Raw genomic sequence first — 23,191 nt, 5'->3', positions numbered from 1 at the left:
TATGGGGAATAAATTTGATAATTGGCTCAATGAGCACTTGCTCGGCCCAATGGGAAAGATGGCCAATTTCCGCTTTGTTCGTGCGATCATGGCGGCTGGGTTAGCATCAATTCCGTTTACGATTGTCGGGTCGATGATGTTAGTCCTGAATGTTATTCCAATGGCATTTCCGGCTACTGCTAGTTTCTGGAACGCAACCTTTGTTAAGATTACGCCACTGTACATGAGCGTTAACTATGCAACGATGGGTGCGCTGGCTTTGTACTTCAACATTGTATTGGGGTATGAATACACACGGATTATTTCGACCGAAGACAAGGTCAACATGTCACCAATCAACGGTGCGCTGCTGTCCGTCTTCGCCTTCTTCATGACCCTCATCCAGATTGTGACCAAGCATGGTAAGATGGTCGCTTTGAACACTAAGCTGACGGATGGGACCCACGTTATGCGCGGCTTCCACATCACCGACTCAGGCCTGGATCGGCTAGGTACTGGCGGGATCTTCGTTGGGATCATCATGGCGGTCATTGCCGTCAAGATCTACGAATTAGCCGTCAAGAAGAATTGGGTCATCAAGATGCCTAAGGAAGTGCCAGCTGGGGTTGCAGCCGCCTTTACGGCTTTGATTCCAGGCTTCTTAATTGGCTTTGTGGTCATGATTTTGGAAGGCGTCCTGATTGCCTGTGGCACGGATGTCTTTGATGTCATCTCCTTACCATTCTCATTTGTCGGCAACTTGACCGATACTTGGCTAGGGATCCTGGTCATCGAATTTACCATCCACGGCCTCTGGTTCATGGGAATTCATGGTGCCAACATCGTTTCAGCCTTCATCAACCCAATCCTGATGAACAATTTCGCTGAAAACTTCAAAGGTGCACACCACATCTTTGCCGGTGAATTCAACAACATGTTCGTTATCATCGGTGGTTCTGGTGCAACGCTAGGGATTGTCATTTGGATGACTTTACGGGCTCGTTCTTCACAACTAAAGGTTCTGTCTCGGACCGCACTTGTTCCAGCATTCTTCAACATCAACGAACCAATCATCTTTGGTGCGCCAATTGTTTATAACCCGTATCTGTTGATTCCATTTATCTTTGCACCAATGGTCACGGCTTCGACGACTTACTTCGCCATCAAATTTGATATTGTTCATAAAATCATTGCCCAAATGCCATGGCCATCACCAGTTGGTGCCGGTGCCTTCATTGGTACTGGTGGTGACTGGAAGGCCGCAATCCTGGCTGTCATCAACGTTGTCTTGGCCTTTGTGATCTGGTATCCATTTATGAAGGCTTACGACAACAAGCTTTACAACGATGAACATGCTAAGAAGGTGGCCGCTGAGCAAAAGTAATTGCAAAATAATTTCAAAATAATAGCAAGTAATTGATCCAAGAAATCAAACTAGGTACCAGCAGAAGCAGTGAGCTGCTGGTACTTTTTTGTTTTCGTTGTGGTTAGCTTTTACTAGTTATTTGCCGATTTCTTCATTAAAATAGTGGCGGATCTAGCAAATAAAAAGAAATTACCAAAGTTTTTGCTGAATAAAAAAATGCAATTATTTTTTGTAATCAAAATGTAAGCGATACATTGAAATAAATCCCATAAAACCCTTGAAGCGAAGGCAATTCTTATGTATGATAGTTAAGTGCTTGAATTTTGACAGGGGATAAGTATGCCCCTATCATCTGACTTGGGCATGAGGCGTTGAAGTGGAAGGTTGCGACACACCCGGCCGCTTTGCCACAGGATGTGGCGGTAATTTCCATGGAGCTAGTCAAATTTTAAATTCGACGAAGGAGGGAATACAATGGCAAAACAAAAGATTCGTATTCGTTTAAAGGCTTACGAACACCGCGTTTTGGACGAATCAGCAGACAAGATTGTTGAAACTGCAAAGCGTACCGGTGCTCAGATTTCAGGCCCAATCCCGTTACCAACTGAACGTACTTTGTACACGGTTATCCGTTCACCACACAAGTTCAAGAAGTCACGGGAACAATTCGAAATGCGCACTCACAAGCGTTTGATCGATATTGTTGATCCTACGCCAAAGACGGTTGACTCATTAATCAAGCTTGACCTGCCATCTGGTGTTGACATTGAAATTAAGCTTTAATCTACTATAAAAAATCAAATTAAATTGGAGGTGTACTCATGACCAAAGGAATCTTAGGTAAAAAAGTCGGTATGACTCAAGTCTTCACTGACAACGGCGAACTGGTTCCAGTTACTGTAATCGATGTAACCCCAAACGTGGTTATGCAGATTAAGACCGTTGAAAACGATGGTTACAATGCCGTTCAGCTTGGCTACGAAGACAAGCGCGAATTCTTGAGCAACAAGCCTGAACAAGGTCATGCAGCAAAAGCAAAGACGGCTCCTAAGCGCTTCATCGGTGAAATCCGCGATGCTGAATTAGGAGACGACATTAAAGTTGGAGACGAAGTTAAAGCGGATATCTTCACTGAAGGTGAAACAGTTGATGTAACTGGTATCACCAAAGGTCATGGTTTCCAAGGTAACATCCACAAGGACAACCAATCTCGTGGTCCTATGGCACACGGTTCTCGTTATCACCGTCGTCCAGGTTCTCTGGGTGCCATCATTAACCACGTCTTCAAGGGCAAGCCACTTCCAGGACGTATGGGTGGCAACACTCGTACCATGCAGCACCTGCAAGTTGTACGGGTAGACACTGACAACAACGTTCTGTTGATCAAGGGTAATGTACCTGGTGCAAACAAGTCCTTTGTTAAGATCAAGAATTCTGTTAAGGCTAACACCAAGAAGAGTCTTAGCAAACAACACAACAAATAAAGAAAGGAGGAAGTAAAACATGACAAGCGTCGCATTATTTAAACAAGATGGCAGCCAAAACGGCACTATCGATCTGAACGATGCTATCTTCGGTGTTGAAGCCAACGAAAACGCTGAATACGAAGCCATTATTCGTCAACGTGCTTCACTTCGCCAAGGTACTCACGCAGTTAAGAACCGTTCCGCTGTTTCCGGCGGTGGCAAGAAGCCATGGCGTCAAAAGGGTACTGGCCGTGCTCGTCAAGGTTCTATCCGTGCTCCACAATTCCGTGGTGGTGGGATCGTCTTCGGACCAAATCCACGTTCCTACAATTACCGTCTGCCACGCAAGGTTCGTCAATTAGCTATTAAGTCAGCTCTTTCACAAAAGGTTGCTGACAAGAGCTTCGTGGTTGTTGACAACATCAGTTTTGATGCTCCAAAGACCAAGGAATTTGCTGGTGTTTTGAACAACTTGAAGGTCAACGAAAAAGTGTTGATCGTGGTAACTGACGATGACAAGAATGCTGCATTGTCTGCTCGCAACTTAGCAAACACGACTGTAGTTACTCCAAACGGTGTCAACATCTTAAACGTCGTTGATGCACAGAAGATCGTCATTACCAAGTCAGCTCTTTCTCAAGTAGAGGAGGTGCTCGGATAATGGAAGCACGCGACATCATTTTACGTCCTGTCATCACTGAGGCATCTACTGCAGCGATGGACAGCAAGCGTTACACGTTCGATGTTGATTTACGCGCAACCAAGACCCAAGTTAAGAACGCCGTTGAAGAAATCTTCGGTGTTAAGGTGGTCAAGGTTAACATCATGAACATTAAGGGTAAGCAAAAGCGTCAAGGTCGTTACGTTGGTTACACTAAGCGCCGTCGTAAGGCTATTGTCCAGCTTTCTGCTGACTCCGACGAAATCAAGTTGTTCAGTGATGACAACAACAAATAAACTTTAAAGTTAGGAGGAAACAAAAGTGGGAATTCGCAAATACAAAGGTACCACTAATGGACGCCGTAACATGAACGGCTACGACTTCGAAGCTATCACGAAGACGAAGCCGGAAAAGTCCTTACTGGCTCCATTGAAGCACACCGCTGGCCGTAACAGCCAAGGTAAAATGACTGTTCGTCACCGTGGTGGTGGTACTAAGCGTCAATACCGGATTATCGACTTCAAGCGGAACAAGGACAATGTTCCAGCAACTGTTAAGGCTATCGAATACGATCCTAACCGTACTGCTAACATTGCTTTACTGGTTTACGCTGACGGTGTTAAGTCATACATCCTTGCACCTAAGGGCTTAAAGGTTGGTATGACCGTTCAATCTGGCCCAGACGCAGATATCAAAGTTGGTAATGCTCTGCCACTGAAGAACATTCCAGTTGGTACTGTTATTCACAACATTGAATTGAAGCCAGGCAAGGGTGGTCAATTGACCCGTTCTGCTGGTACTTCAGCTCAACTGTTAGGTAAGGAAGAAAAGTACGTCCTGGTTCGCCTGTCATCTGGTGAAGTTCGGATGGTGCTTGCAACCTGTCGGGCAACTGTTGGTTCTATCGGTAACGAAGAACGTGCCCTGTTAGTTAAGGGTAAGGCTGGTCGTACCCGTTACGCTGGTCAACGTCCACACGTTCGTGGTTCTGTTATGAACCCTAACGACCACCCTCATGGTGGTGGTGAAGGTAAGCAACCTGTTGGTCTTCCATCACCATTATCTCCATGGGGCAAGAAGACTGTTGGTAAGAAGACTCGTTCACACAAGGCTCGTTCCAACAAGTTCATTGTGCGTGATCACAAGCGTGGTCCTCACACTCGTTAATTAAAAAAATCAATAGTTATACCCGAGAGGAGGTACATTAATGGCTCGTAGTTTGAAAAAGGGACCTTTTGCAGACGCTTCATTACTGAAGAAGGTTAAGGCCCAAGAAGGTAACGACAAGAAGACCGTTATCAAGACCTGGTCACGTCGTTCCACTATCTTCCCAAGTTTCATTGGTTACACTTTCGCCGTTTATGATGGTCGGAAGCACGTACCAGTTTACATCCAAGAAGATATGGTAGGTCACAAGCTTGGTGAATTCGTGCCAACTCGGACTTTCCATGGTCACGCTAAGGATGACAAGGCAACTAAGGCTAAATAATTAAGGAGGGAATTGAATAATGGCTGAAAACGTTACTTCAGCTAAGGCAACTGCCAAGATGGTCCGTGTATCATCCCGGAAGGTTCGCTTAGTGCTGGACACTATCCGGAACAAGAGCGTTGCTGAAGCATTTGCTATTCTGAAGTTCACTCCTAATGGTGCAGCTTCAGATGTCGAAAAAGTTTTAAAATCTGCTGTCGCAAACGCTGAGAACAACTTTGATTTGGATCGTGCTTCATTGGTTGTTTCAGAATGCTTTGCTAACGAAGGCCCAACCCTGAAGCGGTTCCGTCCTCGTGCTAAGGGTTCGAGTTCTCCAATCAACAAGCGGACCAGTCACATCACAGTGGTTGTTACAGAAAAATAGGAGGAATGAATAGTGGGTCAAAAGATTAATCCTAATGGATTCCGTGTTGGTGTCATTCGTCCATGGAGTGCTAAGTGGTACGCCGACAAGGCACACTATGCCGAATACCTGAACGAAGACCTTCGGATCCGTGCTTACATCGAAAAGCGACTTGCTGATGCCTCTGTTTCAACCATCGAAATTGAACGTGCCGCAAATCGTGTCAACGTTTCAATCCATACCGCTCGTCCTGGGATGGTAATCGGTAAAGGTGGTTCAGAAGTTGAAGCACTTCGTCTTGAATTGAACAAATTAACTGGCAAGCGTGTCCACATTAACGTTGTGGAAATCAAGAAGCCTGACTTAGATGCACACCTGGTTGGTGAAAATGTTGCACAACAACTGGAAAACCGGATTGCATTCCGTCGTGCTATGCGTGGTGCTATGCAGCGTGTTATGCGTGCAGGTGCCAAGGGTGTTAAGATCCAGGTTGCCGGGCGTCTGAATGGTGCAGACATGTCTCGTGTTGAATCATACTCTGATGGTACTGTTCCGTTGCATACTCTGCGTGCGGACATCGACTACTCATGGGATGAAGCACGGACTACTTACGGTGCTTTAGGTATTAAGACCTGGATCTACCGTGGTGAAATTCTGCCAACAAAGAAGGGCGAAAGCCAGAACAATACTAAAGGAGGGAAGTAAAACATGCTAGTACCAAAGCGAGTAAAACACCGTAAGGTTCAACGTGGTCACTTACGTGGTGAAGCTAAGGGTGGCAAGACCGTCACTTTTGGTGACTACGGACTGCAAGCACTTGATTCTCACTGGATCACCAACCGGCAAATTGAAGCTGGTCGTATTGCGATCACTCGTCACATGCGGCGTGGTGGTAAAGTATGGATCAAGATCTTCCCGCACCTGTCTTACACTAGCAAAGGTGTTGGTGTTCGTATGGGTAATGGTAAGGGTGCTCCTGAAGGTTGGGTTGCACCTGTAAAGCGCGGTAAGGTTCTGTTTGAAGTTGCAGGTGTTCCTGAAGAAGTTGCACATGAAGCTCTTCGCCTTGCCGGTACCAAGATGCCAGTTCGCACCAAGATTATCAAACGTGAGGAAGTAGGTGGACAATCTCATGAAGAGTAAAGATTACGTACAAGAACTGAATGGGTTAACCACTGATCAATTGCTTAGCCGTGAGAAGGAATTGAAGGAACAATTGTTTAACTTACGTTTCCAATTAGCAACCGGCCAGTTGGAAAACACTGCAAGCCTTAAAGACGTTCGCAAGAACATTGCACGGGTTAAGACAGTTCTTCGCCAACAAGAATTAAACAAGTAAAGAATACGAAAAGGAGGATTAGCGCATGAGTGACGAACGTAATTCACGCAAGGTTTACCGTGGCAACGTGGTTTCCGACAAGATGGACAAGACGATCGTTGTATCTGTTGACACTTACAAACCTGCACCGATTTACGGTAAGCGGGTAAAGTACTCGAAGAAGTTCTATGTTCATGACGAAAACAACGAAGCGCACACTGGCGACACTGTTCAGATTATGGAAACGCGGCCGCTTTCTGCAAAGAAGCGTTTCCGTTTAGTTAAGATCGTCAAGAAGGCTGTTAAGCTGTAAGCCGATTAGATCATGAAATTCGTATTCTAACTTATTTAATAGCGGAAGGAGGACACTAACCGTGATTCAACAAGAAAGTCGGTTGAAGGTCGCTGATAACTCAGGCGCCCGTGAACTCTTGGTAATCAAGATTTTAGGCGGTTCCCGAGTAAAGACCGGTAATATTGGTGACATTATTGTTGCTACTGTAAAACAAGCAACACCAGGTGGCGTTGTCAAAAAGGGTGACGTTGTAAAGGCCGTTGTCGTACGGACTAAGCATGGTCTGCACCGTAAGGATGGTTCTTACATCAAGTTTGACGAAAACGCCGCAGTTCTGATCAACAATGATAAGAGCCCAAAGGGTACCCGTATTTTTGGCCCAATCGCTCGTGAGTTACGTGGAGACGACTTCATGAAGATCGTTTCTCTGGCCCCAGAAGTTCTGTAAGGATACCGAAAATAAGGAGGTGCACACGCACATGTTTTTAAAGACAGGTGACAAGGTTCGCGTCATTACCGGTAAGGACAAGGGTAAAGAAGGAACTATCAAGAAGACCTTTGCCAAGCAAAACCGTGTAATCGTTGAAGGAATCAACAAGATTAAGAAACACCAGAAGCCTAACAATGCTAACCCTAATGGCGGTATCGTTGATGCTGAAGCACCAATTCAGGCTTCTAACGTTATGCTGATCGACCCATCAACCAATGAACCAACCAAGGTTAGCTTCAAGGTTGTTGATGGCAAGAAGGTTCGGGTTGCTAAGAAATCCGGCAAGCAAATTGACTAATCACTGTGGAAAGGAGGAAAACATTACTCATGGAAAACCGTTTAAAGGCTAAATACGAAAAAGAAGTTCGCCCATCCTTGATTGAAAAGTTCAACTACTCTTCAGTAATGGCTGCACCTAAGATCGACAAGATCGTTCTAAACATGGGTGTTGGTGATGCTACTACCAATTCAAAGAACCTCGACGAAGCCGTTGAAGAACTTGGTTTGATTTCTGGTCAAAAGCCATTGGTTACTAAGGCCAAGAAGTCAATCGCCGGCTTCCGTCTTCGTGAAGGTATGAAGATTGGTGCTAAGGTTACCCTGCGTGGTACTCGGATGTACGAATTCTTAGACAAGTTGATTAATGTTTCACTGCCACGTGTTCGTGACTTCCACGGTGTCTCAAACAAGTCATTTGATGGCCGTGGTAACTACACTTTAGGTGTACGTGAACAATTAATCTTCCCTGAAATTGATTATGACCTGGTTAAGCGTGTTCGTGGCTTGGACATTGTGATTGTCACCACTGCTCAAAGTGACGAAGAAGCTCACGAACTGTTGGCTCAATTAGGAATGCCATTCGCAAAGTAATATAGGAGGTTACAAAATTGGCTAAAAAATCATTAATCGCTAAGAGCAAGCGTCCAGCCAAGTTCTCAACCCAAGCTTACACGCGTTGTGAACGTTGTGGCCGTCCGCACTCTGTTTACCGTAAATTCCACCTGTGCCGTCTTTGCTTACGGCAACTTGCTCATGAAGGTAAGATTCCTGGCATGAAGAAGGCTAGTTGGTAAACAAAAACGACAAAAGGAGGAAAACATCGATGTCTATGAGTGATCCAATTGCAGATTTCTTAACTCGGATCCGGAATGCCAACATGGCACACCACGATTCAGTTGAAGCACCTGCATCAAAGATGAAGAAAGACATTGCTGAAATCTTGAAGCAAGAAGGTTTCATTCGCGATGTTGAATACGTAGATGACAACAAGCAGGGCATCATTCGTGTGTTCTTGAAGTACGGACAGAACGGCGAACGGGTTATTTCCGGATTGAAGCGGATTTCCAAGCCAGGTCTTCGTTCATACGTCAAGGCTGATGCTGTGCCAAAGGTCCTGAATGGTTTGGGTATTGCCATTATCTCCACCTCCAATGGTGTGGTTACTGACAAGGTTGCTCGTGCCAAGAAGGTCGGCGGCGAAGTTATCGCTTACGTTTGGTAATAAGAATAATCGATAGGAGGTGTAAGAATGAGTCGTATTGGTTACAAGGAAATCGATTTGCCTAAGGGCGTTGAAGTATCCCAGAAGGGTAACGTTGTAACTGTTAAGGGTCCTAAGGGTACTCTGAGTCGTGAAATCTCTCCATTGATTTCCATGACTGTTAAGGACAACGTTGTTAAGTTTGACCGTGACGGCAATGACAACCGTCTGCGTTCACTTCACGGTACTACCCGTGCTAACGTTAACAACATGGTTAACGGTGTTGTAAATGGTTACTCCAAGACCTTGAAGCTGGTCGGTGTTGGTTACCGTGCACAACTCAAGGGTAAGACCTTAGTCCTGACTGTCGGTTACTCCAACCCTGTTGAAGTTCCGGTTCCGGAAGATATTGAAGTAAAGGTTCCTAACAACACTACCATTGAACTGAGTAGTATTAACAAGGAAAACCTGGGTAACTACGCAGCGGACATCCGTTCCGTTCGTGCCCCAGAACCTTACAAGGGTAAGGGTATTCGTTACGAAAACGAACACATTATCCGTAAGGAAGGTAAGACTGGTAAGTAATGCTAAATTAATAGCATGAATAACAATAATATATAGAGGTGACAGTTGTGATTTCAAAACCAGACAAGAATAAAATCCGCCTGCGTCGTCATCGTCGCGTGCGCGGTAAGATCTCTGGTACTGCAGAGCGCCCACGTTTAAGTGTTTACCGTTCAAACAAAAACATTTACGCTCAAGTAATTGATGACGTAAAGGGTGTGACGCTCGCAAGTGCCTCAACTTTAGACAGTGAAGTTAGTGGCAAGACGAAGACCGAAAAGGCTGCTAGCGTTGGTGCTTTGGTTGCAAAGCGTGCTAACGACAAGGGCATTTCTGCTGTAGTCTTCGACCGTGGTGGTTACCTGTACCATGGCCGTGTACAAGCCCTGGCTGAAGCTGCTCGTGAAAACGGACTGGAATTCTAATAGAAGGAGGAATAACCCGTAATGGCATCATCAACTTACATTGACCCAGCTAAACTGGATCTGGACGACCAAGTTGTATCAATCAACCGGATTACCAAGGTTGTTAAGGGTGGTCGTCGTATGCGTTTTGCCGCATTAGTTGTTGCCGGTGATCACAAAGGTCATGTGGGCTTCGGAACTGGTAAGGCTCAAGAAGTTCCCGAAGCTATTCGTAAGGCTTCAGCTGCTGCCAAGAAGAACTTGATCAAGGTTCCTATCGTTGGCACGACGATCCCTCATGAAGTAATCGGCGTTTACGGCGGTGGTAAGATTATGCTCAAGCCAGCCGTTGAAGGTTCTGGGGTTACTGCCGGTGGTGCGGTACGTAACGTCATGGAATTAGCTGGTATCGCCGACATTACTTCTAAGCGTCTGGGCTCCAACACCCCAATCAATGTGATCCGGGCAACGTTCGAAGGCCTGAAGCAATTGAAGGACGCTGAAACGGTTTCTAAGCTGCGTGGCGTTTCTGTTGACCACCTGGCTGAATAATAGGAGGACTCATCATGGCTAAAGTTAAAGTTACTTTAATCCACAGTGTTGCCCACCGTGAACCAACTCAGCGTCGCACGGTTAAGGCACTGGGACTTGGCAAGCTGCACAGCTCCAACATTCTCCCAGACAACGCTGCTACTCGGGGAGCAATCTTCAAGGTTGCCCACTTAGTTTCTGTTGAAGAAGTTAAGTAATCATATTTATAAGGAGGTGCGAAAGAATGAAGTTAAATGAATTGAAGCCTTCTGCAGGTTCACGCTTTAAGCGCCTGCGTCGTGGTCGTGGCCTTTCTTCTGGTCATGGTTTTACCTCTGGTCGTGGTACCAAGGGTCAAAAGGCTCGTGGTAAGACCCGTCTTGGCTTCGAAGGTGGCCAAATGCCTCTGTACCGGCAAAAGCCAAAGCGTGGTTTCACCAGCATGAACCACAAGGACTTTGCATTAGTTAACCTGGCTGCTCTGAACCGTTTTGACGATGGTGCAGAAGTTACCCCTGATGCAATGGTTGAAGCAGGCATGATCAAGAACACCAAGAACGGTGTTAAGGTCTTAGGCAGTGGCAAGCTTACTAAGAAGCTGACTGTTAAGGCTAACAAGTTCTCTGCATCTGCTGCTAAGGCAATCGAAGCTGCTGGCGGCAAGACTGAGGTGATTTAATGTTCACAACCGTCAAAGATGCATTCAAAGAGAAGAATATCAGAAGTAAGATTCTCTTCACTTTGTTTGTGTTGATTGTTTATCGGTTCGGTGCTTCAATTACGGTTCCTGGTGTTAACGCAGCGGCGTTGGCACAGATATCGTCGACTGGTTTAGCGTCCATCTTGAATACATTCAGTGGTGGCGGACTAGAAAACTATTCTCTTTTCGCGATGGGTGTTTCGCCCTACATCACCGCACAAATTGTTGTGCAGTTGTTACAAATGGATATTGTGCCTAAGTTTGTCGAATGGAGCAAACAAGGGGAAGTTGGTCGGCGTAAGCTTAACCAAGCAACGCGCTGGTTAACGATTGTCCTGGGCTTCATTCAATCCATCGGTATTACGGCTGGATTCAATGCACTTAGCACTATTAAATTGGTGAACAATCCGGGTGTGAAAACTTATCTGACAATTGGTTTGATCCTGACGGCCGGGACGATGTTTGCAACCTGGCTTGGTGACATGATCACTGAGCGTGGGGTTGGTAACGGTGTCTCGATGCTGATTTTTGCCGGGATCATTGCTCAGATTCCACAAGGACTGAAGCAACTGTATCAGGACCAAATTGTTGGTGAATCTGGTACCGGTTTGTATGCCGGCATCGGATTTATTGCGATCGTGGTGGTCGCATTACTAATTATTGTTAAGTTCGTTACGTGGGTTCAACAAGCGGAACGTCGCTTGCCGATCCAGTACACGCGGCGGACTACCACCAGTCCAAAGAGTAGTTATCTACCTCTGAAGATTAACGTTTCCGGTGTTATTCCTGTTATTTTCGCCGGTTCGTTCATTTCAACGCCACAGACCATCTTAATGGCCTTCCAGCAAAATCATGGTGGCGATACCTGGTACCAAGTACTGACTAACATTTTCAACATGCAATCAGGTCCTGGTATCACTTTGTATATCTTCTTAATTGTTGTCTTCACGTTCTTCTATGCTTTTGTTCAGGTTAACCCCGAAAAGTTGGCGGAAAACTTGCAGAAGCAGGGCTCTTACATTTCTGGTGTTTGGCCAGGTAAGGGAACGCAGGACTTCGTTTCCAGTTTGCTAATGCGTCTGTCAACGGTCGGTTCACTCTTCTTGGGTGTGATTTCACTGATTCCGTTGTTAGCAAGTAATATTTGGAATTTAAGCCAATCCATTGGTTTAGGTGGTACGAGCCTGCTGATCATCGTTCAAATTGCCCTGGATGTTAACCGGCAATTGAAGGGTATGACCATGCGGCGTGAATACATTGGATTTATCCATGAATAATAGGAGGACATTAACGATGAGTATGAACCTTGTATTAATGGGTCTTCCTGGTGCCGGTAAAGGTACTCAGGCCCAAAAGATCGATCAGGACTTTGACATTCCGCACATTTCAACCGGTGATATTTTCCGGGCTGCTATGAAGAACGGTACACCGATGGGCAAGGAAGCCAAGAAGTACATCGATGCTGGTAACCTGGTACCGGACGAAGTTACGAATGGGATTGTGAAGGAACGCTTGGCCAAGGATGACACCAAGAATGGTTTCATGCTTGACGGTTTTCCTCGCAACCTCAACCAGGCCAAGGCCTTAAACGAAATGTTAGGTGAAAGTGGTCGTAAGGTCGACGCAGTGATCAATATCCATGTTGATCCTGATGTGTTGGTTGATCGTTTGTCCGGTCGTTTCATTTGTAAGAAGTGTGGGGCTACTTACCACAAGCTTTATAACCGTCCAAAGGTTGAAGGTACTTGTGATGTTTGTGGCGGCCACGAATTCTTCCAAAGAGAAGACGACAAGCCAGCTACGGTTAAGAACCGTCTCGATGTCAACATCAAACTCAACACGCCATTGATTGACTTCTATAAAAAGCAAGGTGTTCTTCATCAGATTAATGGTGAACAGGACATTGATGATGTTTATAAGGAAGTCAAGAAAGTTCTGGATAGTTTGAACTAATTTTAGGGATTGACTATCAGAGAATCTTGCACTAATAAACGAGCTATGGTAAACTATGCAAGGTTTATCTAGCTCGTAGTGGGTGGCGTAGTGCGCTTCCCACCTTTTTAAGTAAATTGAGTCTAGCAAGGAGGAACCATTCAGTGGCAAAAGCCGATGTGATCGAAGTTGAAGGTAAAGTTAGTGAAACTTTGCCGAATGCAATGTTCAAAGTGGAATTAAAGAACGGGGTAGAAATTCTCGCTCATGTTTCAGGTAAGATCCGGATGCATTACATCAAGATTCTGCCTGGGGACCGCGTAAAGGTGGAAATGTCACCTTATGATCTGACTAAGGGTCGGATCACATACCGTTTCAAGTAGTTTTGAAGTAGGAGGTCTAACGATGAAAGTACGTCCATCTGTAAAAAAGATGTGTGACAATTGCAAAATTGTAAGACGTCGTGGCCGGGTTATGGTTATCTGCTCTAACCCAAAGCACAAGCAGCGCCAAGGCAAGTAATCATTAAAGGATAGGAGGTGTAATAATGGCTCGTATTGCAGGTGTCGATTTACCTCGTGACAAGCGAATCGTAATCGGCTTAACTTACATTTATGGTATTGGTCAGTCTCTGTCTGCAAAGATCCTGAAGGCTGCCGGTGTTTCTGAAGACATCCGTGTTCGTGATCTGACTCCTGAACAAGAAGAAAAGATCCGTGGTCAAGTTGACAACTTAAAGGTTGAAGGTGACCTTCGCCGTGAAGTTTCAATGAACATCAAGCGTCTGCAAGAAATCGGTAGTTACCGTGGTATGCGTCACCGTCGTGGTCTGCCAGTTCGTGGTCAGCACACGAAGAACAACGCACGTACTCGTAAGGGTAAGGCAGTTGCTATCGCTGGTAAGAAGATCAGCAACTCACCAAAGTAATATTATTGAAAAGGAGGTTAGTAAATTATGCCAGCTAAGAAAACTCGTAAGCGTCGTAATCGTACGAAAGTTGAAACTGGGGTTGCCCACATTCACTCAACTTTTAACAACACTCTGATTATGATCACTGATGTTCAAGGTAACGCTGTTGCTTGGTCATCTGCCGGTGTTCTGGGCTTCAAGGGTTCACGTAAGTCTACTCCATTTGCTGCCCAAATGGCTTCTGAAGCAGCTGCTAAGCAAGCTATGGAACACGGTATGAAGACCGTTGAAGTTGAAGTTAAGGGTCCTGGTTCCGGTCGTGAATCTGCTATCCGTGCACTTCAGGCTACTGGTCTGGAAGTTACTGCTATTCGCGATGTGACCCCAGTTCCGCACAACGGTTCTCGTCCTCCAAAGCGTCGTCGTGTTTAATATGCATCCACGGCGATGTTTCAGTCAGCCAGATGCCTTTTTAGTAAATACGATCCACGTTTGAAAGGGGTACTAGAGTAGAATGATCGAATTTGAAAAACCTAACATCAACAAAGTTGAAGAGACCGACAACTACGGTAAGTTTGTCGTTGAACCACTGGAACGTGGCTATGGGACGACACTTGGTAACTCTTTGCGGCGGGTCATGTTGGCTTCTTTGCCTGGTGCAGCCATCACGAGTATTAATATCGATGGTGTCCTTCACGAATTCAGTACTGTTGAAGGGGTTACTGAAGATGTTACTCAGATCATTTTGAATCTGAAGAAGGTTGCATTACGGATTGATTCTGACGATGCAAAGAACCTTGAATTGGATGTCAAGGGTCCTGCAGAAGTCACTGCAGGTGATATTAAGGGTGATGGCGATGTCACCATCCTGAACCCTGACTTGTACATTGCAACGGTTGCTGATGGCGCGGAATTGCACATGCAGTTAACTGCTGACAAGGGCCGTGGCTATGTTGCCGCTGAAGACAACAAAAAGCGGATGGATTTGGCCATTGGTGTATTGCCAATTGACTCCATCTACACCCCAATCGAACGTGTTAACTACACGGTTGAAAATACTCGTGTTGGTCAAAACAACGATTATGATAAGCTGACACTTGACGTTTGGACTAACGGTTCATTGACGCCAACTGAAGCAGTCAGCTTAGCTGCTAAGGTCTTGACGGCCCACCTGTCCATGTTTGTCAACCTGACTGAAGAAGCACAAAACGCTCAAGTTATGGTTGAACGTGAAGAGACCCATCAAGAAAAGGTACTTGACAAGACAATCGAAGAACTTGATTTATCTGTTCGTTCATACAACTGCCTGAAGCGCGCTGATATTCAGACCGTTAAGGACTTGACTGAACGGACCGAAGCCGACATGATGAAGGTTCGTAACCTTGGTCAGAAGTCACTCGAAGAAATCAAGGAAAAGTTAGCTGATCTTGGCGTAGGTTTTCGTCAAGAAGACTAATTACTAGATAAAAAGGAGGGAAATTCCATGAGTTACCGCAAATTAGGACGGACTAGTTCACAACGGAAAGCTTTATTACGCGATTTAACCACTGATTTGATCGTTAATGGTTCAATCACCACTACCGAAGCTCGTGCTAAGGAAGTACGTAAGATGATGGACAAGATGGTTACCCTGGCTAAGAAGGGCGACCTTGCATCCCGGCGTCAGGCTGCTGCCTACATCCGGAATGTTGTTGCTGACGTTAAGGAAAACGGCGATGACATCAAAGTTCAGTCAGCTCTGCAAAACTTGTTCGATGAAATTGCACCTAAGTACAAGGACCGCAACGGTGGTTACACTCGGATGCTGAAGACCATGCCACGCCGCGGCGATGGTGCTCCGATGGTTCTGTTGCAGTTAGTATAATTTCGTCACAGTTAAATACGTAATAAAGAATCACTACGACTGATGGTATAGAGCGTCACGATGGTGGGGAAATCCCCTAGTCTAGCTCGAATGTGAGTAATCACGCACCGCAGTTGTAAGTGATTTTTTTGTTTATCGTCGATTAGTGTTTCAGGGCAGTATTTGTTAGAATACTACATTGGAATGACGAAAGGGGCAGGATCATTGGCAATCGTAAGCGTAAAAGACCTAACATTCACATACCCAGGCAACTCGGAACCTACACTGGCACATATTTCACTGGACCTGCCGGCTGGCGAATGGATTACCATTATTGGCCCTAACGGCAGTGGTAAAAGTACATTGGCCCGCCTCATCGATGGTTTGCTGCCCATCAATTCTGGTGAAATTTACGTCGACAATATTCCGGTGAAAGAGGAGAACCTGCATGCCATCCACCAACGGATCGGCTTTGTCTTTCAAAATCCGGATAATCAATTTGTGGGGACAACGGTTGCTGACGATGTTGCCTTTGGCCTGGAAAATCACCAGGTGTCGCACGAGGACATGCCTTTCCGAATCAAACAGGCATTGAATGACGTGGACATGGTGCCATATGCCAAAAAGGAACCGGCCTATCTTTCTGGTGGACAGAAACAGCGGGTGGCGATTGCTGGTGCCCTCAGCCTGCGTCCCAAAGTCCTGATCTTTGATGAAGCAACGTCAATGTTAGATCCGGAGGGGCGGCAGAAGGTTCTGAAGCTGTTAGCCCACTTGAAGGTCAAAAAAGGCTTTACCATCCTTGCCATCAGCCACGATCCTAGTGAAGCTGTTTTAGGCGACAAAGTAATATTGCTTGACCATTCTCACCTGGTGGCATACGGACCAACAAATCAGATCATGGGTGATTCGGAACTGCTGATGAAACACCGTTTAGGGTTGCCGTTCACCACCCAGTTGAAGGAACAGCTGCAGGAGAATGGCATTACGGTCCCGAAAGAATATCAAAGTGAGGAGCAGATGATGACATGGCTCAACCAGCAGTTGTCTTCAAAAAAGTAGCATATACCTATAACGCCCAGACCGCTTTTAGCTTCAAGGCGCTGCAAGACATCTCTGCCGAAATCGAAAAGGGCAGTTTGACAGCAATCATCGGCCATACCGGGAGTGGCAAGTCGACATTAACGAAACTGGTTGATGGCCTATTATTACCGGATCATGGTTCCATTCAGGTCGGCAACTTCAACTTAACCCACGAAAGCGGTCATGATGAGCTGTTGAAATTACACCGTGAAGTCGGCTATGTCTTTCAATTCCCAGAAAAGCAGCTGTTTAGTGATACGGTCCTTCAAGATGTTGAGTTTGGTCCGTTGAACCTGGGTAAGTCGGCTAAGGAAGCTAAACAGATGGCCTTGGTAGCATTGGACACGATTCATCTGCCGGCCGATTTATACGATCATTCGCCATTTGAGCTGTCTGGCGGTCAGATGCGGCGAGTAGCCATTGCCGGCGTGTTGGCGATGCAGCCGCAGATTTTGATCATGGACGAACCAACGGCGGGACTTGATCCGCAAGGGCAGACGGAAATCCTTGAATTAGCCCATTCTCTGCATGAACAGGGAACAACGGTGATTTTGGTCAGCCACCAGATGGACCAAGTGGCACGTTACGCTGATACGGTGCTTGTTTTGAATCATGGGCAGTTGGTATTTACCGGCACGCCGCGGAACTTATTCAGCCAGCTCCAACTATTGAAACAGGCCGAATTGGAACCACCGTTAGCCACCGCCTTCGCCCAGTCGATGGCGGATCAAGGCTGGCATTTTGACCACTTGCCGCTAACGGTGACCGATTTAGGCAACGAACTGGTCAAGCAATTGCAGAAGGAGGGACAGCATGAATAGCAAAGTCTTTTTTGGCCTCTATGTCCCGACTAATTCAATTCTGCACCGGTTGGACCCGCGGATGAAGATCATCGCCTGCTTCTGGTATGTGGTGATCGTCTTTCTGGCCAATAACGTGTTGACCAACGTCCTATTAGGCTTGTTCCTGCTGTTTCTGATCTGGCTGAGCAAAGTGTCGTTGAAGATGTACTGGCAGGGAATCAAGCCCTTGATGTGGGTGATCCTGCTGACGGCGGCCGTTCAGCTGTTCTTCTCGACTGGTGGCCAGCCAATCTGGCAGTGGCATTTTCTGAACATTACATCATTAGGCATCATTCAGTCGATTTACCTGATTTTCCGCTTTGCCTTTATCATCACGATTTCGACGGTTTTGACGGTGACAACCACCACCCTGCAGCTTGCGGCGGGGATTGAGAGCCTCTTGAAACCATTGAGCTATTTAAAGGTGCCAGTGAGTCAGCTGGCAATGATGCTGTCAATCGCACTGCGCTTTATTCCGACGATCATGGACGAGATTCAGACAATTATGGACGCCCAACGTGCCCGCGGGATGGACTTTTCGGCAGGTAACCTCTTTCAACGGGCTAAGCGCCTCGTCCCAGTCATGATTCCCTTGTTTGTTTCGTCGTTTAAGCGGGCGGATGACTTGGCACTGGCTATGGAAGCACGTGGCTATCAACCTGGCGCACCACGGACTGCCTATCGACAACTGCGCTGGCATATGAATGACAACTGGGCATTCTTAACTTATGTCGTGCTGACGGTCGCCTTGATCGTTTTGCGGCAGATTTAACAGAGGAGGCAAACTGTGCCGCGTTATAAGATTACTTTTGCATATGATGGGACCAAATTTGCTGGTTTTCAGATCCAACCCCACCAACGCACAATTGAACAGACATTGAAAACGGTGGTCAACCGGATGGCGAAGGATCCCGACCCGGCCATTCCGGTGATTGGCTCGGGACGGACTGATGCCGGTGTTCACGCTTTAAACCAGGTGGCACACTTTGACTTCCCGTTTGACATTCCCGAGCGGTCAATGGTGCGGGCGTTAAACAGCCAATTACCATTAGACATCGTGGTCAAAAAGGCGGAAATTGTGCCCAAGACCTTCCATGCTCGTTACAATGCGCATAAGAAGCGTTACCGCTATCGGGTGAAGCAGGGAGAGTTTGTTGATCCATTTCGGCGCAACTACACCGCCCACTATAAGTACCCAGTAGATATTGCCAAAATGCAGCAGGCAGCTCAAGATTTGGTGGGAACGCATGATTTCACCAGTTTTGTGGCCTCGGGTTCGCAGGCAAAAAGCAATGTGCGCACGATCTATGAAGCCAAAGTCTACCACGATGAAGCATTGGACGAGATTGTCTTCGAATTCGTCGGAAATGGCTTCTTATATAACCAGGTGCGCATCATGGTGGCCTTGTTGTTAGAGATTGGTAACGGGCAACGGCCACTGAATGATGTTAAGCGTGTAATAGCAGCGAAGGATCGGCAGCAGGCACGGATGACGGCCCCAGCCAGCGGCCTTTATTTGGTTGATGTCAGCTATGATGAATGAGGATAAAGTCATTGACTGACGCGGGCTGATCGAGTACACTAGTAGCTGGTATTTCTTTTCCATAAATTACTCGGTACACAATTTATTGTAAAAGAAAGACAAAATTGGAGGAACTAATCGTGAGAACGACATACATGGCAAAACCTGGTGAAGTTGACCGTAAATGGTACATCGTGGATGCCAAGGGTATCGCTTTAGGACGCCTTGCATCTACTGTTGCTTCGATCTTACGTGGTAAGAACAAGCCAACCTTCACTCCACACGTTGACACCGGTGACTTTGTAATCGTTGTTAACGCAGCAGATGTTAAGTTAACTGGTAAGAAAGCTGATCGCAAGATTTACTACCGTCACTCAAATCACCCAGGTGGTTTAAAGTCACGGACTGCAGGCGATTTCCTTGCTAAGGAACCAGCTAAGATGGTTGAACAAACCATTAAGGGCATGCTTCCACATACCCCACTGGGCCGCAAGATGGGCATGAAGCTTCATGTTTACGCTGGTGAAGACCACAAGCACGAAGCACAAAAGCCTGAAAAGCTTGATATCACGAACTTAATCTAAGGAGGGAACGGAATTGGCTCAACAAGTACAATACAGTGGTACTGGTCGTCGCAAGGATTCTACTGCGCGCGTTCGCTTAGTACCAGGTTCTGGTAAGATTACGATGAACGGCAAGGCAATCGAAGACTATATTCCGTTTGCTAACTTACGTGCCATCGTCAACCAGCCATTTGATGTTACTAAGACTGATGGTCAATACGATGTCTTAGTTAACGTTAACGGCGGTGGCTTCTCTGGCCAAGCCGGTGCAACCCGTCATGGGATTGCCCGTGCTTTGCTTGCAGTTGATCCTGACTTCCGTGATGCTTTGAAGAAAGCTGGTCTGTTAACTCGGGACCCACGGATGAAGGAACGTCGCAAGCCTGGTCTGAAGAAGGCTCGTAAGGCTGCTCAATTCAGTAAGCGTTAATTTCGATTATCGCTTCCAAATCAAAAAGTGCTGTGTCTTCAAGGCACAGCACTTTTTTTGTTGTAAAATGTGCACATCAACTGTTGTAAAGAGAGGAATTGTTATAACAAGTTCTAAGGATAGCTTTGCCCGGAAATATAATACTGAAGAATTTTGGCAAACAGTTAAGCAAAATGAGCTGAGCAACTTGAGTTCGGGCTCGCAGGATTCTTACACTTCTAGTGGTTTACAAGTGTTAGTGAACATGTAGGACGATTATAGTGACACGGGCAGCTTTTTTGACCAATTTGGCCCCGGCATGTTTTGCAATCCCAAAGCATATGAAGCTCTGATTCAAATGCGCAAAGAATTGAAAGCAAAGGGCCAATGGAAAAAGTGGTGTGAAGATCCCAAATATATGGCCAAAAACAAGCAGAATGGCAAAAACACTAAAAATGGGGTTCCCAATACGATATTAGATGGGGTTTTGAAGCTTTATTATTACTGGAAAAAATACACCGACTTGCTTGAGGCTGTTTCAAAGTCAGCAAATACACAGGCTTCCAAGTCCTTGAACGCTGAACTCACTGGTCAAGAACGTTTCCAAATTTGGTTTGGGGCGCCGGGGACTGGCAAGTCATATCAGCTGAATCAGATCATTGCGTAAAAGTCAGTACCGGTCGTGCGGACCACTTTATACCCAGACTACACATATCAAGATTTTGTGGGCAGCATCATGCCGGAACTGAAGGATGGCAAAGTTCATTATCAATTTGAACCTGGCGTTTTTACCAAAGCGTTGATGCTGGCTGCCAATTCGCAGAGTGATGTTGTGCTCGTCGTTGAAGAAATGAACCGGGCTAAGATCGCGAGCGTATTTGGGGACATCTTCCAATTGCTGGACTTAAACGAGGCGGGCGAATCGCAGTACCCAATCAGCAACCCTCAATTGAGCCAATACCTGCAAGAGAAGGGCTGTGAAAGTGTGTTGAGGGGCGATGGTCAGCAGATTGTCATTCCTAAGAACCTGTATATTTGGGGCACGATGAACACGTCCGACCAAAACGTCTATGTCATGGATACGGCCTTTAAACGGCGCTTTGCCTTCAAATACGTGTCAACTCAGCAAAGTCAGCCAAACAATGACAATGAGTCACAATCATTCGAGAACCAATTTGGCCTGCCATGGGGCGAATTTTATCAATTGCTCGATCAATACATCGTCAGTGATTTGCGCTTGAGTGAAGATAAGCAACTGGGTTACTACTTCTTGAATTTTGAGCATGTAAAGGGCGATCGAGAAGCCGCGGCAAAAGAACATGATCGTTCCCAAATCTGCGACAAATTATTATTGTACTTGTGGCAAGATGTGGACAGACCAGCCTCACGAATGAATGGTAACCGTTTGTTCAAGGCACAAAGCTTCAGTGGCTTGATGAAGGATTATCAAGATAATCAGCTGGACGAAAAAAAGATCTTCGCTGATGATTTCAGAACGCAGCTCAAAAAGCACTTGGATCAGGAAGTAAATCAACCAGCTGAGGACAAGCCAGTTGAAAACGAAGCGCCTGACGCCGAGGAGGATCAATAATGACTGAGATCATTGTTGGCTACGATGGTCAACCAGTTCCCAGCGGCTTTGATATCCATGAATTGTCATCATCGAAAGCTGGCAATCATGAGCAACTAAAAATCTTCAAACATGGCAAGTTGAGTTTTGTCGGTTTGGTGTTGAGTCAGGCTAAGGATCAGATCCTGTTGTCATTGCCGAAGACATTCGAGCCAGATTCAAAACAGGCACATGATGGCCAAGTCAAGAAATCGTCAAAGGACTGGCTGCAGGAAGCCAAACTGCTGTTGCAAGTGATCCTGCAATTCTTTAGTGAAGGCAATGAGAATGTGGAAGCGGCGGAACTGAATATTGACCAGGAGATGGGCAGTTACCTGTCTTATCCCTTGCTGAGCTTCTGGCAAGTGTACGAGTACTATCTGAAATATGGTTGGTTTCATCAACAGGAGCAGGAGAGCAGTCTGGCTGATCATGGCCGTATCGATTGGCACCGCACGATTCAGCGGGCACCCAAGGTCTTCGACGATGCGGGGATCTTTTTTGGCGGTTACTACCGGCGGCTCTGGTCCAATCAGGCGGATTTTGTCACTTTATGTATGCAGTATGTGATTTTCCATACGATTAAAAGATTTGGCCCTTTGTTGGACATCAAGTATCCGGAAAAGATGCCCAGTACACTGCCTGATCAAATGGATGCAGATACTGCTGTCGCCCAATTAAGTGAATTGTTAGCGGCCACCTTTCTCGATCGTGATCGTGAATTGCTGACTAGTTTGATTGATTTCTTTCAGGGAAACAACGTTAATCAAGAGTATACATATATGGTGGTCCCACAATTCCAGTCGGTTTGGGAACAAATGGTTAAGGGCTATCTGAATCGACACTTGGATTGGGAGAAGGTTAACGCGGATAACGAGGGCTGTCCGTGTTTTTCGCCAGCCAATGTGGATCAGCCAGCCAAATTCAGCAAAAAAAACAATGAACGTTAACACGCTGGAAAAAGGGGACCGGCAAAAACGGACGGGTGAAATGGAGCCCGATTACGTTTATCATAGTGAATCGACCTTATTTATTTATGACGCGAAATACTACGCCAGCAATCATCCTGATCTGTACAAGCAGCTGGCTTATACCTTGTTACTGGCCGCTAATAGTCATCATCTAAAACTAACCTGTCTTTCCGTTGCGCTATTGTTGCCCGTGAAAGGTGGTCAAGAGCCTCAGTCGGCACCGGTCTTCTCTTTAGACGACAATTATAATCCGCAAGAGTTGCCCATTAAGATCTATGAAACCTATTTAGATGTCCATACCGTGATGGAGGATTATGTTAAAAACAACGATCACCAATCGCCGGTGGGGCGGCTGCAGAGTTTAACTAAGTAATTATGAGAAAGTCTCTTAGTTTATCACGAGAGGCTTTCTTTTTTT

40 protein-coding genes are annotated in these 23,191 nt (G+C 46.1%); all 40 read left to right on the top strand.

The features are described 5' to 3' along the window. Position 1: 1 nt before the first annotated feature. The 40 genes from celB (at position 2) to IV45_RS05510 (ending at position 23,146) form a co-directional block, all read left to right on the top strand. Positions 2-1,363 carry a PTS cellobiose transporter subunit IIC gene (celB, locus tag IV45_RS05700; protein ID WP_057741473.1) on the top strand — a complete coding sequence of 454 codons (1,362 nt, stop codon included), beginning with the start codon at positions 2-4 and terminating at the stop codon, positions 1,361-1,363. 456 nt (positions 1,364-1,819) lie between these two features. Then, complete coding sequence (gene rpsJ / locus IV45_RS05695; protein WP_057741471.1) at positions 1,820-2,128, top strand: 30S ribosomal protein S10; 309 nt, start codon at positions 1,820-1,822, stop codon at positions 2,126-2,128. Between the two features lie 38 nt (positions 2,129-2,166). After that, complete coding sequence (gene rplC, locus IV45_RS05690; protein ID WP_057741469.1) at positions 2,167-2,829, top strand: 50S ribosomal protein L3; 663 nt, start codon at positions 2,167-2,169, stop codon at positions 2,827-2,829. A gap of 19 nt (positions 2,830-2,848) precedes the next feature. Beyond that, positions 2,849-3,472 (top strand): 50S ribosomal protein L4, encoded by a 624-nt coding sequence (rplD, locus tag IV45_RS05685; protein ID WP_057741468.1) that lies wholly within the window; start codon positions 2,849-2,851, stop codon positions 3,470-3,472. Beyond that, positions 3,472-3,768: a 50S ribosomal protein L23 gene (gene rplW / locus IV45_RS05680; protein ID WP_057741466.1), complete on the top strand. Its 297-nt coding sequence runs from the start codon at positions 3,472-3,474 to the stop codon at positions 3,766-3,768. Before rplD ends, rplW begins: the two co-directional genes overlap by 1 nt. A gap of 25 nt (positions 3,769-3,793) precedes the next feature. Further along, a complete protein-coding gene (rplB, locus tag IV45_RS05675) occupies positions 3,794-4,639 on the top strand; it encodes a 50S ribosomal protein L2 (protein ID WP_057741464.1) in 846 nt (281 codons plus the stop codon). Between the two features lie 40 nt (positions 4,640-4,679). Continuing rightward, positions 4,680-4,961 (top strand): 30S ribosomal protein S19, encoded by a 282-nt coding sequence (gene rpsS / locus IV45_RS05670; protein WP_057741462.1) that lies wholly within the window; start codon positions 4,680-4,682, stop codon positions 4,959-4,961. Between the two features lie 19 nt (positions 4,962-4,980). Further along, positions 4,981-5,328, top strand: a complete 348-nt coding sequence (gene rplV / locus IV45_RS05665) for a 50S ribosomal protein L22 (protein ID WP_057741461.1) — start codon at positions 4,981-4,983, stop codon at positions 5,326-5,328. A 12-nt stretch (positions 5,329-5,340) separates the two neighbouring features. Beyond that, complete coding sequence (gene rpsC, locus IV45_RS05660) at positions 5,341-6,012, top strand: 30S ribosomal protein S3 (protein WP_057741459.1); 672 nt, start codon at positions 5,341-5,343, stop codon at positions 6,010-6,012. Between the two features lie 3 nt (positions 6,013-6,015). Next, a complete protein-coding gene (rplP, locus tag IV45_RS05655; RefSeq protein WP_057741458.1) occupies positions 6,016-6,450 on the top strand; it encodes a 50S ribosomal protein L16 in 435 nt (144 codons plus the stop codon). Then, a complete protein-coding gene (gene rpmC / locus IV45_RS05650) occupies positions 6,440-6,646 on the top strand; it encodes a 50S ribosomal protein L29 (RefSeq protein WP_057741456.1) in 207 nt (68 codons plus the stop codon). Before rplP ends, rpmC begins: the two co-directional genes overlap by 11 nt. Before the next feature lie 25 nt (positions 6,647-6,671). Continuing rightward, positions 6,672-6,938 carry a 30S ribosomal protein S17 gene (rpsQ, locus tag IV45_RS05645; RefSeq protein ID WP_057741455.1) on the top strand — a complete coding sequence of 89 codons (267 nt, stop codon included), beginning with the start codon at positions 6,672-6,674 and terminating at the stop codon, positions 6,936-6,938. A 61-nt stretch (positions 6,939-6,999) separates the two neighbouring features. Then, positions 7,000-7,368, top strand: coding sequence for a 50S ribosomal protein L14 (gene rplN, locus IV45_RS05640; RefSeq protein ID WP_057741453.1), 369 nt, complete (start codon positions 7,000-7,002; stop codon positions 7,366-7,368). 31 nt (positions 7,369-7,399) lie between these two features. Then, positions 7,400-7,708 (top strand): 50S ribosomal protein L24, encoded by a 309-nt coding sequence (rplX, locus tag IV45_RS05635; RefSeq protein WP_057741452.1) that lies wholly within the window; start codon positions 7,400-7,402, stop codon positions 7,706-7,708. Positions 7,709-7,737: 29 nt separating this feature from the next. Beyond that, positions 7,738-8,280: a 50S ribosomal protein L5 gene (rplE, locus tag IV45_RS05630; protein WP_057741450.1), complete on the top strand. Its 543-nt coding sequence runs from the start codon at positions 7,738-7,740 to the stop codon at positions 8,278-8,280. Positions 8,281-8,297: 17 nt separating this feature from the next. Further along, entirely contained in the window at positions 8,298-8,483 is a 186-nt protein-coding gene (locus IV45_RS05625) for a type Z 30S ribosomal protein S14 (protein ID WP_057741449.1), read from the top strand. A 29-nt stretch (positions 8,484-8,512) separates the two neighbouring features. After that, positions 8,513-8,911, top strand: a complete 399-nt coding sequence (gene rpsH, locus IV45_RS05620) for a 30S ribosomal protein S8 (protein ID WP_057741447.1) — start codon at positions 8,513-8,515, stop codon at positions 8,909-8,911. 27 nt (positions 8,912-8,938) lie between these two features. Further along, the gene (rplF, locus tag IV45_RS05615; protein WP_057741445.1) at positions 8,939-9,475 is read left to right on the top strand and encodes a 50S ribosomal protein L6; all 537 of its coding nucleotides are present in this window, start codon (positions 8,939-8,941) and stop codon (positions 9,473-9,475) included. A 38-nt stretch (positions 9,476-9,513) separates the two neighbouring features. Beyond that, positions 9,514-9,879, top strand: a complete 366-nt coding sequence (gene rplR, locus IV45_RS05610) for a 50S ribosomal protein L18 (protein WP_057741443.1) — start codon at positions 9,514-9,516, stop codon at positions 9,877-9,879. A gap of 21 nt (positions 9,880-9,900) precedes the next feature. Next, entirely contained in the window at positions 9,901-10,410 is a 510-nt protein-coding gene (rpsE, locus tag IV45_RS05605) for a 30S ribosomal protein S5 (RefSeq protein WP_057741442.1), read from the top strand. A gap of 14 nt (positions 10,411-10,424) precedes the next feature. Continuing rightward, positions 10,425-10,607: a 50S ribosomal protein L30 gene (gene rpmD, locus IV45_RS05600; protein ID WP_057741440.1), complete on the top strand. Its 183-nt coding sequence runs from the start codon at positions 10,425-10,427 to the stop codon at positions 10,605-10,607. Between the two features lie 26 nt (positions 10,608-10,633). Further along, complete coding sequence (gene rplO / locus IV45_RS05595; protein ID WP_057741439.1) at positions 10,634-11,068, top strand: 50S ribosomal protein L15; 435 nt, start codon at positions 10,634-10,636, stop codon at positions 11,066-11,068. Then, entirely contained in the window at positions 11,068-12,366 is a 1,299-nt protein-coding gene (gene secY / locus IV45_RS05590) for a preprotein translocase subunit SecY (protein WP_057741437.1), read from the top strand. Before rplO ends, secY begins: the two co-directional genes overlap by 1 nt. A 16-nt stretch (positions 12,367-12,382) precedes the next feature. Further along, positions 12,383-13,042 carry an adenylate kinase gene (locus IV45_RS05585; RefSeq protein WP_057741435.1) on the top strand — a complete coding sequence of 220 codons (660 nt, stop codon included), beginning with the start codon at positions 12,383-12,385 and terminating at the stop codon, positions 13,040-13,042. 143 nt (positions 13,043-13,185) lie between these two features. Beyond that, positions 13,186-13,404: a translation initiation factor IF-1 gene (gene infA / locus IV45_RS05580; protein WP_057741434.1), complete on the top strand. Its 219-nt coding sequence runs from the start codon at positions 13,186-13,188 to the stop codon at positions 13,402-13,404. Positions 13,405-13,426: 22 nt separating this feature from the next. Then, a complete protein-coding gene (gene rpmJ / locus IV45_RS07805) occupies positions 13,427-13,543 on the top strand; it encodes a 50S ribosomal protein L36 (protein ID WP_083487280.1) in 117 nt (38 codons plus the stop codon). A 25-nt stretch (positions 13,544-13,568) separates the two neighbouring features. Then, on the top strand, positions 13,569-13,949 hold the full coding sequence (gene rpsM / locus IV45_RS05575; RefSeq protein ID WP_057741432.1) for a 30S ribosomal protein S13: 381 nt from the start codon (positions 13,569-13,571) through the stop codon (positions 13,947-13,949). A gap of 27 nt (positions 13,950-13,976) precedes the next feature. Further along, entirely contained in the window at positions 13,977-14,363 is a 387-nt protein-coding gene (gene rpsK, locus IV45_RS05570; protein ID WP_057741431.1) for a 30S ribosomal protein S11, read from the top strand. 82 nt (positions 14,364-14,445) lie between these two features. After that, positions 14,446-15,387: a DNA-directed RNA polymerase subunit alpha gene (locus IV45_RS05565; RefSeq protein ID WP_057741430.1), complete on the top strand. Its 942-nt coding sequence runs from the start codon at positions 14,446-14,448 to the stop codon at positions 15,385-15,387. Between the two features lie 27 nt (positions 15,388-15,414). Next, positions 15,415-15,795 carry a 50S ribosomal protein L17 gene (rplQ, locus tag IV45_RS05560; RefSeq protein ID WP_057741428.1) on the top strand — a complete coding sequence of 127 codons (381 nt, stop codon included), beginning with the start codon at positions 15,415-15,417 and terminating at the stop codon, positions 15,793-15,795. A gap of 204 nt (positions 15,796-15,999) precedes the next feature. Beyond that, a complete protein-coding gene (locus IV45_RS05555) occupies positions 16,000-16,836 on the top strand; it encodes an energy-coupling factor transporter ATPase (RefSeq protein WP_157051215.1) in 837 nt (278 codons plus the stop codon). Beyond that, a complete protein-coding gene (locus IV45_RS05550; RefSeq protein ID WP_057741427.1) occupies positions 16,803-17,678 on the top strand; it encodes an energy-coupling factor transporter ATPase in 876 nt (291 codons plus the stop codon). Before IV45_RS05555 ends, IV45_RS05550 begins: the two co-directional genes overlap by 34 nt. Continuing rightward, positions 17,671-18,471, top strand: coding sequence for an energy-coupling factor transporter transmembrane component T family protein (locus tag IV45_RS05545; RefSeq protein ID WP_057741425.1), 801 nt, complete (start codon positions 17,671-17,673; stop codon positions 18,469-18,471). The genes IV45_RS05550 and IV45_RS05545 overlap by 8 nt, the downstream gene beginning before the upstream one ends. Positions 18,472-18,486: 15 nt before the next feature. Next, complete coding sequence (gene truA / locus IV45_RS05540) at positions 18,487-19,242, top strand: tRNA pseudouridine(38-40) synthase TruA (RefSeq protein ID WP_057741423.1); 756 nt, start codon at positions 18,487-18,489, stop codon at positions 19,240-19,242. 119 nt (positions 19,243-19,361) lie between these two features. Then, positions 19,362-19,805, top strand: coding sequence for a 50S ribosomal protein L13 (rplM, locus tag IV45_RS05535; protein WP_057741422.1), 444 nt, complete (start codon positions 19,362-19,364; stop codon positions 19,803-19,805). Between the two features lie 13 nt (positions 19,806-19,818). Continuing rightward, positions 19,819-20,214 carry a 30S ribosomal protein S9 gene (gene rpsI / locus IV45_RS05530; protein ID WP_057741420.1) on the top strand — a complete coding sequence of 132 codons (396 nt, stop codon included), beginning with the start codon at positions 19,819-19,821 and terminating at the stop codon, positions 20,212-20,214. Between the two features lie 337 nt (positions 20,215-20,551). Next, the gene (locus IV45_RS05525) at positions 20,552-20,860 is read left to right on the top strand and encodes a hypothetical protein (protein ID WP_057741418.1); all 309 of its coding nucleotides are present in this window, start codon (positions 20,552-20,554) and stop codon (positions 20,858-20,860) included. 15 nt (positions 20,861-20,875) lie between these two features. Then, a complete protein-coding gene (locus IV45_RS05520) occupies positions 20,876-21,784 on the top strand; it encodes an AAA family ATPase (protein WP_057741417.1) in 909 nt (302 codons plus the stop codon). Continuing rightward, the gene (locus IV45_RS05515) at positions 21,784-22,752 is read left to right on the top strand and encodes an LlaJI family restriction endonuclease (protein ID WP_057741415.1); all 969 of its coding nucleotides are present in this window, start codon (positions 21,784-21,786) and stop codon (positions 22,750-22,752) included. Before IV45_RS05520 ends, IV45_RS05515 begins: the two co-directional genes overlap by 1 nt. Further along, a complete protein-coding gene (locus tag IV45_RS05510; protein WP_057741413.1) occupies positions 22,742-23,146 on the top strand; it encodes a hypothetical protein in 405 nt (134 codons plus the stop codon). Before IV45_RS05515 ends, IV45_RS05510 begins: the two co-directional genes overlap by 11 nt. Positions 23,147-23,191: the final 45 nt, after the last annotated feature.

The organism is Limosilactobacillus secaliphilus, assembly GCF_001437055.1.
GTDB lineage: Bacteria > Bacillota > Bacilli > Lactobacillales > Lactobacillaceae > Limosilactobacillus > Limosilactobacillus secaliphilus.
The sequence above is the reverse complement of the archived record's forward strand: the minus strand, read 5'-3'. Positions and strand labels throughout refer to the sequence as shown.